This is a genomic window from Mitsuaria sp. TWR114 (assembly GCF_007997345.1).
Genome location: NZ_VOSR01000116.1, coordinates 1 through 10,000 on the forward strand (window position 1 = coordinate 1; position 10,000 = coordinate 10,000).

The window sequence follows — 10,000 nt, forward strand, 5'->3', positions numbered from 1 at the left end:
CGCAGCCGCGCATCCTGCAGCTGCTCGAGGCAGCTGAGGGCGACGACCGCCTCGCTGTTCTTCGTGCCGGACGTCTTCGGCATCAGCATCATCCAGGGCCGGCTGCAGGACGTGAACGGCGTGCCGGTGGTGGGCATCCTGGAAACCCCGTTCACCGGCGTGAACGAGGTGGTCAAGCGCATCAGCGACATCATCCTGGCCGCGCTCATCCTGGTGCTGATCTCGCCGATCCTGCTGATCCTGGCGATCGGCGTGAAGATGAGCTCGCCCGGCCCGGTGATCTTCAAGCAGCGCCGCAACGGCCTGGATGGCGAGGAGATCATCGTCTACAAGTTCCGCTCGATGCGCGCGATGGACAACGGCGCGGTCGTCAAGCAGGCGACCAAGGGCGACCCGCGCATCACGCCGTTCGGGGCCTTCATCCGCAAGACCTCGCTGGACGAGCTGCCGCAGTTCATCAACGTGCTGCAGGGCCGCATGAGCATCGTCGGCCCGCGCCCGCACGCGGTCGCGCACAACGAGGAATACCGCCAGCTGATCAAGGCCTACATGGTCCGCCACAAGGTCAAGCCCGGCATCACCGGCTGGGCGCAGGTCAACGGCCTGCGCGGCGAGACCGACACCGTCGACAAGATGAAGGCGCGCGTCGAATACGATCTGGAATACCTGCGCAACTGGTCGCTCGGCCTGGATCTCCAGATCATCGTGCGCACCGTTCGGCTGATGCTGTTCGACCGCCACGCCTATTGACCGCAGGAGACCTTCCCACGATGAACCGCCTCCACCGACTGTCGCTGCCCTTCGCCCTGCTCGCGTCCGCCTCCTGCTGGGCCCAGAGCGACCAGGGCAGTCCCTGGTACCTGGGCGCCTCGCTGGGCCATTACTACACGGACAACGTGTTCCGCTCGAATGCCGCCGAAAGCAGCGACCGGCTCACCTCGCTGAGCCTGCTGGCGGGCATGGACACGCGGCTGGGCCGCCAACGCTTGCACGCCGACGGCCGATTCAACGACACCCGCTACCAGGACAACAGCCGGCTGGACAACCGCGGCTACAGCCTGGACACCGGCCTGGACTGGGAAACCGCGGGCAACCTGTCGGGCACGCTGGACTACACCCGCGCGCGCACGCTGGCGGACTTCAACAGCAACACCGGCATCGCCCCCACCACCGAGCGCAACCTGCAGACCGACCAGAGCGCCGGCGGCAGCGTGCGCCTGGGCCTGCCGGGACTGTCGCCGTTCACCCTCGAGGGCACCTTCGTGCGGCGCCAGCGCGACTATTCGCTGCCGCTGTGGGACACGCAGGAATACCGCCAGAACACCTCCTCCGTGGGCCTGCTCTACAACGCCAGCAGCGCCTGGCGCTTCGGCCTGGCCGGCCGCTACACCAAGGGCCGCGTGCCGGTGAACGGCTTCGAGTGGGACCGCAAGGACATCGACCTGACGGCGCTGTGGCGCGCCACCGGGGCCAGCAGCCTGAACGCGCGCCTGAGCCGCAGCACCTCGGACACCTTCACCGGCCTGACCGGCTCGCTGAACTGGAACTGGGCCCCGGGGGGGCGCTGGACCCTCAGCACCAAGCTGTCCCGGGACACCGGCGTCGAAACCTATTACCTGGGCATCAACAACGGCCAGTCCGACTTCAACCGGGTGCAGACGGCCTTCCAGACCCAGTTCAGCTACCGCATCACCGGCAAGCTCACCGCGCAGGCCGGCGTGGGCTTCACGCGCCTGAGCCGCGATCGCGACATCGCCCTGGGCGGGATCCGTTCCAAGGACAACTCCAAGCAATACAGCCTCGGACTGGCCTGGGAGGCGCTGCGCAACGTCACCGTGGGCTGCCAGTACACCCGCCTCGATCGCGACACGACCGACGTGATCTACTCCTACAACGCCTACACCGCCGGCTGCTACGTGCAGGGCATGATCCGCTGACCTTCCGACTCCATGGCCAACGACACCATCCTGCTGACCGGCGCGACCGGCTACATCGCTTCCCACACCTGGCTCGCGCTGCAGGCGGCCGGCTACCGCGTCGTCGGCGTGGACAACTTCAGCAACAGCTCGCCCAAGGTGCTGGATCGCCTGGCCGAGCTGAGCGGCCAGACCCCGCTGTTCGAGAAGCTCGACGTCTGCGACGGCGCGGCGCTGGACGCGGTGTTCAACGAATACAAGCCGGCCGCGGTGGTGCACTTCGCCGCCTTCAAGGCGGTGGGCGAATCGACGGCCAAGCCGCTGAGCTACTACCGCAACAACCTGGACGGGCTGCTGACGGTCTGCGAAGCGATGCGCCGGCATGACTGCAAGCGCATCGTCTTCTCCTCCAGCGCCACCGTGTACGGCCAGCCCAGGTCGCTGCCGCTGCGCGAGGACGCCGAGCTGATGGCGGTCAACCCCTACGGCGCGACCAAGCTGATCGGCGAGGGCATCCTGCGCGACCTGGGCGCCTCGGACCCGCAATGGCAGACCGCCTGCCTGCGCTACTTCAACCCGGTGGGCGCGCACGAGAGCGGCCGCATCGGCGAGGACCCGCGCGGCATCCCCAACAACCTGATGCCCTACGTCACGCAGGTGGCGGTGGGCCGGCGCGCCAAGCTGTCGATCTTCGGCAACGACTACGACACCCCCGACGGCACCGGCGTGCGCGACTACATCCACGTCGTCGACCTGGCCGAGGGCCATGTCGCCGCGCTGAACTTCCTGCTGCGCGGCAAGGAGTCGATCTGGGTCAACCTGGGCACCGGCCGCGGCTACAGCGTGCTGGAACTGGTGAACGCCTTCGCCAAGGCCAGCGGCCGCGAGATCCCCTACGAGATCGTCGCCCGCCGCCCGGGCGACGTCGCCGCCTGCTACGCCGATCCGGCGCTGGCGCGCGAGAAGCTGGGCTGGACCGCCCGCTTCGACCTGCAGCGCATGTGCGAGGACAGCTGGCGCTGGCAATCGTCCAATCCGAACGGTTTCGAGGGTTGATCCGCGGCTCTGCGACACTTCCGACCCATTTTTCGAATCCACAGCCCCGCATCGACATGCAAGGGGCGCCAGTTCCAGAGGGAGCAGTACCTTGAGCAAGATCGACACGCAACCGGTGATCATGGCGGGTGGCAGCGGCACGCGGCTGTGGCCGCTGTCCCGCGCCGGTTATCCCAAGCAGTTCCTGGTGCTGAACGGCAACACCAGCCTGTTCCAGCAGGCCGCTGACCGCCTGGCCACGCTCGGTGCCGAGGACATCGCGGTGAAGCCGCCGATCGTCGTCGGCAACGAGGAACACCGCTTCATGGTGCTGGACCAGCTGCGCGAGCAGCGGCTCGCGCCCAGCGCCGTGCTGCTGGAGCCGGTCGGCCGCAACACCGCGCCGGCGATCACGCTGGCGGCGCTGCAGGCGCTGGAAGGCGGCGAGGACCCGGTGCTGGTCGTCACCCCGGCCGACCAGACGGTCACCGACGGCGCGGCCTTCACCGCCGCGCTGCAGGACGCGGTGCGCCAGGCCAGCGGCGGCGCCATCGTCATCCTCGGCATCACGCCCGACCGGCCCGAGACCGGCTACGGCTACATCCGCGCCGGCGCCGAAGGCACCGGCCTGCGCGTCGAGGCCTTCGTCGAGAAGCCCGATGCCGCGACCGCCCAGAAGTATGTCGACCAGGGCGGCTACTACTGGAACAGCGGCATGTTCGTGTTGCGCGCCAGCGTCTGGCTGAAGGCGCTGCAGCAGTTCCGCCCCGACATCGACCAGGCCACGCGCGTGGCCTTCGGCGGCAAGGCGGTGGACGGTCCCTTCGTGCGCCCGGCCAAGGACGCCTTCGCGGCCGTGCCGTCGGAATCGATCGACTACGCCGTGATGGAGCGCTGCCCCGGCAGCCCGGTCGCGCTGCGCATGGTGCCGCTGGACGCCGGATGGAACGACCTGGGCGCGTGGGAAGCGGTCTGGCAGGTGGCGGAGAAGGATGCCGCCGGCAACGCCAGCCGCGGCGACGCGATCATCGCGGACAGCCGCAACACGCTGGTCCATGCGACCAGCCGGCTGGTCTCGGCGGTGGGGCTGGACAACATCGTCGTCGTCGAGACGCCGGACGCGGTGCTGGTCGCCGATCGCAGCAAGAGCCAGGACGTCAAGAAGATCGTCAGCCAGCTGACCGCCGCCCAGCGCGACGAGCAGAACCTGCACCGCAAGGTGCACCGCCCCTGGGGCTGGTACGACAGCATCGACATGGGCGAGCGCTTCCAGGTCAAGCGCATCATGGTCAAGCCCGGGGCCTCGCTGAGCCTGCAGATGCACCACCATCGCGCCGAACACTGGATCGTGGTGCAGGGCACCGCCGAGATCGTCAACGGCGACAAGACCCTGCTGCTGACCGAGAACCAGTCGACCTACATCCCGCTGGGCCAGGTCCATCGCCTCTCCAACCCGGGCAAGGTGCCGCTGGAGATCATCGAGGTCCAGTCCGGCTCCTACCTGGGCGAGGACGACATCGTGCGCTACCAGGACACCTACGGCCGGAACTGAGGCCCGGGCCCGCTTGAGGGGTCGGCGCCGACCTGAAAACCGGATACAAAGCCGACCATCGCGCGGGGCGCCCGGACCTTCCGGTCCGGTGGGGACGCTCCGGGCCCACCACAACAGGACGCCGGCGTCGCAGCGACGTCGGCCGTCGACAGGAGAAGATCGTGTCCGTGATTGCCGTCGTCGGATTGGGATATGTGGGACTGCCGCTGGTGGTCGAGTTCGGCAAGCACGGACGGACCATCGGCTTCGACATCGCCGAGGACAAGGTCGCCAAGTGCCGCGCGGGCACCGACCCGTCGCGCGAGCTGAGCGACGAGGAAGTGCGCGCGGCCATGCACGCCGAGTACCACAGCGACCCGGCCTGCCTGGCCGAGGCCGACGTCATCATCGTGGCCGTGCCCACGCCGGTGGACGAGGCCAAGATCCCCGACTTCCGCCCGCTGATCGGCTCGTCCACCAGCGTGGGCCGGCACATGAAGCGCGGCGCGGTCGTCGTGTACGAATCGACCGTCTATCCCGGCGCGACCGAGGAGGTCTGCATTCCGGTGCTGGAGCGCGAATCCGGCTTCAAGTGGAAGCAGGACTTCTTCGTCGGCTACAGCCCCGAGCGGATCAATCCCGGCGACAAGGACCACACGCTGACGAAGATCCTCAAGATCGTCTCCGGCGACACGCCCGAGACGCTGGAGATCGTCGCCAGGACCTACGAGCGCATCATCGTGCCGGGCGTGCACCGCGCCTCCAGCATCAAGACGCCGAGGCGGCCAAGGTCATCGAGAACACCCAGCGCGACCTGAACATCGCGCTGATGAACGAACTGGCGATCATCTTCGAGCGTCTGGGCCTGGACACCTCCGAGGTGCTGGAGGCCGCCGGCACGAAATGGAACTTCCTCAAGTTCAAGCCGGGCCTGGTCGGCGGCCACTGCATCGGCGTGGACCCCTACTACCTGACGCACAAGGCCGACATGCTCGGCTACCACCCGCAGGTCATTCTGGCGGGCCGGCGCATCAACGACGGCATGGGCAAGTTCATCGCCGAGCAGACCATCAAGCAGATGATCGCCGCGGGCTCGCCGATCAAGGGGGCCAAGGTCAACGTGCTGGGCCTGACCTTCAAGGAGGACTGCGGCGACCTGCGCAACTCCAAGGTGATCGACATCATCCGCGAGCTCAGGACCTACGGCGTCGAGGTCTTCGTCACCGACCCGGCGGCCGAGGCCGACGAAGCGATGCACGAATACGGCGTGCGGCTGCAGGCCTTCGAGGACCTGCCCCGCGCCGACGCCATCGTGGCGGCGGTCGCGCACCGCGAGTACAAGGCGCTGGCGGCCGGCGCGCTTGCCGCCAAGCTGGTGGAAGGCGGCGCCTTCATCGACGTCAAGGCGGCCTTCCGGGCCGACGATCTCCGTGCCGCCGGCCTCAGGGTCTGGCGGCTGTAATCCGACCGGCGTCACCGCCCGCCCGGGTCGCGACGCCACACATTTCAGGGAAGTTTCATGACGATCCTCGTCACCGGCGGTGCCGGATTCATCGGCAGCAATTTCGTGCTCGACTGGTTCAAGACCTCGGACGAGCCGGTCGTGAACCTGGACGCCCTCACCTACGCGGGCAACCTCGAGAACCTGGCCTCGCTCAAGGACGACGCGCGCCACGTCTTCGTCAAGGGCGACATCTGCGACCGCGCGCTCGTCGATCAGCTGCTGGCCACGCACCGCCCGCGCGCGATCGTGCACTTCGCGGCCGAGTCCCACGTCGACCGCTCCATCCACGGCCCCGGCGCCTTCATGCGCACCAATGTCGAGGGCACCTTCACGCTGCTGGAGGCCGCGCGCGGCTACTGGAGCGCGCTGGAGGGCGAAGCCAAGGCGGCCTTCCGCTTCCATCACGTCTCCACCGACGAGGTCTACGGCTCGCTGAAGGCCGAGGACCCGCCCTTCGCCGAGACGAATGCCTACGAGCCCAACAGCCCGTACTCGGCCTCCAAGGCGGCCAGCGACCACCTGGTCCGCGCCTGGCACCACACCTACGGCCTGCCGGTGGTGACGACCAACTGCTCCAACAACTACGGCCCGTATCACTTCCCCGAGAAGCTGATCCCGCTGATGATCGTCAACGCGCTGGCCGGCAAGCCGCTGCCGGTGTACGGCGACGGCCAGCAGATCCGCGACTGGCTCTACGTCACCGACCACTGCTCGGGCATCCGCGCGGTGCTGGCCGGCGGCACGCTGGGCGAGACCTACAACATCGGCGGCTGGAACGAGAAGGCCAACATTGACATCGTGAAGACGGTGTGCGCCCTGCTCGACGAACTGCGCCCCGATCCCGCCGGCCCCTACTCGCGGCTCATCACCTACGTGAAGGACCGTCCCGGCCACGACCGCCGCTACGCGATCGACGCCCGCAAGATCGAGCGCGACCTGGGCTGGCGTCCCGCCGAGACCTTCGAGACCGGCATCCGCAAGACGGTGCAGTGGTACCTGGCCAACGAGGACTGGGCCTCGCGCGTCCTCTCGGGCGCGTACCGCGAGTGGGTCTCGAAGCAATACGGCGCCTGAGCGCCCGGGCAGGACATCGGCATGAAGATTCTGCTGCTCGGAAAGAACGGCCAGCTCGGCTGGGAACTGCAACGCGCGCTCGCCCCGCTGGGCGAGTTGGTCGCGCTGGACCGCCATGAGGGCGGCGACCTCGGCGACAGCGAAGCGCTGCGCGCCACGGTGCGCCGCGTGGCGCCCGACGTGATCGTCAATGCCGCGGCCTACACCGCCGTCGACAGGGCCGAGAGCGAGCCCGAGGCCGCGCGCCAGATCAACGCGCTGGCCCCCGGCGTGCTGGCCGAGGAGGCCAAGGCCCGGGGCGCGCTGCTGGTGCATTACTCGACGGACTACGTCTTCGATGGCGCCGGCTCGGACTGGCGCTTCGAGGACGCGCCCACCGGCCCGCTGAGCGTCTACGGCAAGACCAAGCTCGAAGGCGAGCAGCGCATCGCCGCGAGCGGCGCGGATGCGCTGGTGCTGCGCACCAGCTGGGTCTACGCCGCGCGCGGCGGCAACTTCGCCAAGACCATGCTGCGGCTGGCGGCCGAGCGCGAGCAGCTCAAGGTCGTCGCCGACCAGATCGGCGCGCCCACCGGCGCGGACCTGCTGGCCGATGTCACCGCGCACCTGGTCCGCGCCACGCTGCGGGACCGCGCGCTGTGCGGCATCTACCACGCCGTGGCGAGCGGCGAGACCAGCTGGCACGCCTACGCCCGGCACGTGCTCGGCCGCGCCCGCGACAAGGGACTGGCGCTGAAGGTGCAGCCCGAGCAAGTCGAGGCGCTGCCCAGCAGCGCCTATCCGACGCCGGCGCCGCGCCCGCTGAACTCGCGCCTGGACAACCACAAGCTGCAGGACCGCTTCGGGCTGGTGCTGCCGCACTGGCAGGTCGGCGTCGACCGCCTGCTCGAAGAAATCCTGTGATTGGAGAGACCGCGATGAGCAACACCCCCCGCAAGGGCATCATCCTGGCCGGCGGCTCCGGCACCCGGCTGCATCCGGCGACGCTGGCCATCAGCAAGCAGCTGCTGCCGGTCTACGACAAGCCGATGGTCTATTACCCGCTCAGCACCCTGATGCTGGCGGGCATGCGCGACATCCTGCTGATCAGCACGCCGCAGGACCTGCCGCGCTTCGAGGCGCTGCTGGGCGACGGCGCGCGCTGGGGCCTGAACCTCCAGTACTGCGTGCAACCCAGCCCGGACGGCCTGGCGCAGGCCTTCGTGCTCGGCAAGGACTTCATCGGTGGCGCGCCCAGCGCGCTGGTGCTGGGCGACAACATCTTCTATGGCCACGACTTCGCCGGCCTGCTGGACAGCGCCGATGCGCAGACCGACGGCGCCACCGTCTTCGCCTACCACGTGCACGACCCGGAGCGTTATGGCGTGGTCGAGTTCGATGCCGCCCAGCGCGCGGTCAGCATCGAGGAAAAGCCCAAGGCGCCCAAGAGCAACTACGCGGTGACCGGCCTGTACTTCTACGACCGCCAGGTCTGCGACATCGCCGCCGACATCAAACCCAGCCCGCGTGGCGAGCTCGAGATCACCGACGTCAACGCCCGCTACCTCGAGCAGCAGCAGCTGCGCGTCGAGATCATGGGCCGCGGTTATGCCTGGCTGGACACCGGCACGCATGACAGCCTGATGGAAGCCGGCCAGTTCATCGCGACGTTGGAGAAGCGCCAGGGCCTGAAGGTCGCCTGCCCCGAGGAGATCGCCTACCGCCAGGGCTGGATCACGGCCGAGCAGCTGGAGAAGCTGGCGCAGCCGATGCTCAAGAACGGATATGGCCAGTACCTGAAGCAGGTGCTCAACGAACAGGTGTTCTGATGAATGTGATCCCGACCGCGCTGCCCGAGGTGCTGATCATCGAGCCGAAGGTCTTCGGCGACGCGCGTGGCTTCTTCATGGAAAGCTGGACCGAGCCCAAGTTCAACGCCGCCTGCGGCTACGACGTGCGCTTCGTGCAGGACAACCATTCGCGCTCCAGCCAGGGCGTGCTGCGCGGCCTGCACTTCCAGCTGCCGCCGCATGCGCAGGGCAAGCTGGTGCGCTGCACCGCCGGCGCGGTGTTCGACGTGGCCGTGGACATGCGCCGCTCCAGCCCCAACTTCGGCAAGTGGGCCGGCGTCGAGCTCACCGGGGAGAACCATCGTCAGCTGTGGATCCCGCCGGGCTTCGCCCACGGCTTCCTGGTGCTGAGCGAGACCGCCGACTTCCTCTACAAGACCACCGACCTCTACGCGCCGCAGGCCGAGGGCTCGGTGCGCTGGGACGATCCGGCCATCGGCATCGACTGGCCGAAGCTGGGCGTCGAGTTCAAGCTCGCCGAGAAGGACGCGAAGGCGCCGTTGCTCGCCGACGCGAAGTCCTTCGACTGACCCGCCGATGGCCGCGCCGCTGCTGCACCTGATCGCGGGCGCGCGGCCCAACTTCATGAAGCTCGCGCCGCTGGTGCGGGCGCTGCGCGCGGACGGCCGGCTCGACTGGCGGCTGATCCACACCGGCCAGCACCACGACGCCGCCATGAGCGGTGTCTTCTTCGACGAGCTCGGGCTGCCGCCGCCGGACGTCTCGCTGGACTGCCACGGCGGCGGCCACGCGCGGCTGACGGCCGCCATCCTGCAGGCCTATGAGCCGCACCTGCTGGCCGACCGGCCCGCGGCCTGCGTCGTCGTCGGCGATGTCGACTCGACGCTCGCCTGCGCGCTGGCGGCCCGCAAGCTCGGCGTGCCGGTGGCGCATGTCGAGGCCGGCCTGCGCAGCGGCGACATGACCATGCCGGAAGAGATCAACCGCCGCGCCACCGACGCGATCGCGGACTGGCTCTTCACGACCGAGCCGAGCGCCGCCGCCCACCTGCGCCGCGAAGGCCATCCCGACACCCGCATCGTCGAGGTCGGCCATGTGATGGTCGACAACCTGCTGTTCCAGCTCGACCGCCTGGAGGCCGGCGACGCCC

8 protein-coding genes and 2 pseudogenes are annotated in these 10,000 nt (G+C 68.8%); all 10 read left to right on the top strand.

What is annotated here, in order from left to right:
• Positions 1-750, top strand: a pseudogene (locus FUT87_RS05665) (undecaprenyl-phosphate glucose phosphotransferase); the annotation flags it as partial.
• Positions 751-770: 20 nt separating this feature from the next.
• Entirely contained in the window at positions 771-1,937 is a 1,167-nt protein-coding gene (locus tag FUT87_RS05670; RefSeq protein ID WP_147240360.1) for a hypothetical protein, read from the top strand.
• 12 nt (positions 1,938-1,949) lie between these two features.
• Positions 1,950-2,972: a UDP-glucose 4-epimerase GalE gene (galE, locus tag FUT87_RS05675; RefSeq protein WP_147240361.1), complete on the top strand. Its 1,023-nt coding sequence runs from the start codon at positions 1,950-1,952 to the stop codon at positions 2,970-2,972.
• 121 nt (positions 2,973-3,093) lie between these two features.
• Positions 3,094-4,503 (top strand): mannose-1-phosphate guanylyltransferase/mannose-6-phosphate isomerase, encoded by a 1,410-nt coding sequence (locus tag FUT87_RS05680; protein WP_147240367.1) that lies wholly within the window; start codon positions 3,094-3,096, stop codon positions 4,501-4,503.
• Between the two features lie 161 nt (positions 4,504-4,664).
• A pseudogene (locus tag FUT87_RS05685) lies at positions 4,665-5,944 on the top strand (nucleotide sugar dehydrogenase).
• Between the two features lie 57 nt (positions 5,945-6,001).
• Positions 6,002-7,060: a dTDP-glucose 4,6-dehydratase gene (rfbB, locus tag FUT87_RS05690; protein WP_147240362.1), complete on the top strand. Its 1,059-nt coding sequence runs from the start codon at positions 6,002-6,004 to the stop codon at positions 7,058-7,060.
• A 21-nt stretch (positions 7,061-7,081) separates the two neighbouring features.
• Positions 7,082-7,963, top strand: a complete 882-nt coding sequence (rfbD, locus tag FUT87_RS05695) for a dTDP-4-dehydrorhamnose reductase (protein ID WP_147240363.1) — start codon at positions 7,082-7,084, stop codon at positions 7,961-7,963.
• Positions 7,964-7,977: 14 nt separating this feature from the next.
• Positions 7,978-8,868: a glucose-1-phosphate thymidylyltransferase RfbA gene (rfbA, locus tag FUT87_RS05700; protein ID WP_091721582.1), complete on the top strand. Its 891-nt coding sequence runs from the start codon at positions 7,978-7,980 to the stop codon at positions 8,866-8,868.
• The gene (rfbC, locus tag FUT87_RS05705; RefSeq protein WP_147240364.1) at positions 8,868-9,419 is read left to right on the top strand and encodes a dTDP-4-dehydrorhamnose 3,5-epimerase; all 552 of its coding nucleotides are present in this window, start codon (positions 8,868-8,870) and stop codon (positions 9,417-9,419) included. The genes rfbA and rfbC overlap by 1 nt, the downstream gene beginning before the upstream one ends.
• 7 nt (positions 9,420-9,426) lie before the next feature.
• On the top strand, positions 9,427-10,000 hold a 574-nt coding region (locus FUT87_RS05710), incomplete at its 3' end, for a UDP-N-acetyl glucosamine 2-epimerase (protein ID WP_147240365.1).

Excerpts from the sequence above, each read along its gene's own strand:
- FUT87_RS05670 (WP_147240360.1), top strand. The coding sequence starts at position 771 with ATGAACCGCCTCCACCGACTGTCGCTGCCCTTCGCCCTGCTCGCGTCC.
- galE (WP_147240361.1), top strand. The coding sequence starts at position 1,950 with ATGGCCAACGACACCATCCTGCTGACCGGCGCGACCGGCTACATCGCT.
- FUT87_RS05680 (WP_147240367.1), top strand. The coding sequence starts at position 3,094 with ATGGCGGGTGGCAGCGGCACGCGGCTGTGGCCGCTGTCCCGCGCCGGT.
- rfbB (WP_147240362.1), top strand. The coding sequence starts at position 6,002 with ATGACGATCCTCGTCACCGGCGGTGCCGGATTCATCGGCAGCAATTTC.
- rfbD (WP_147240363.1), top strand. The coding sequence starts at position 7,082 with ATGAAGATTCTGCTGCTCGGAAAGAACGGCCAGCTCGGCTGGGAACTG.
- rfbA (WP_091721582.1), top strand. The coding sequence starts at position 7,978 with ATGAGCAACACCCCCCGCAAGGGCATCATCCTGGCCGGCGGCTCCGGC.
- rfbC (WP_147240364.1), top strand. The coding sequence starts at position 8,868 with ATGAATGTGATCCCGACCGCGCTGCCCGAGGTGCTGATCATCGAGCCG.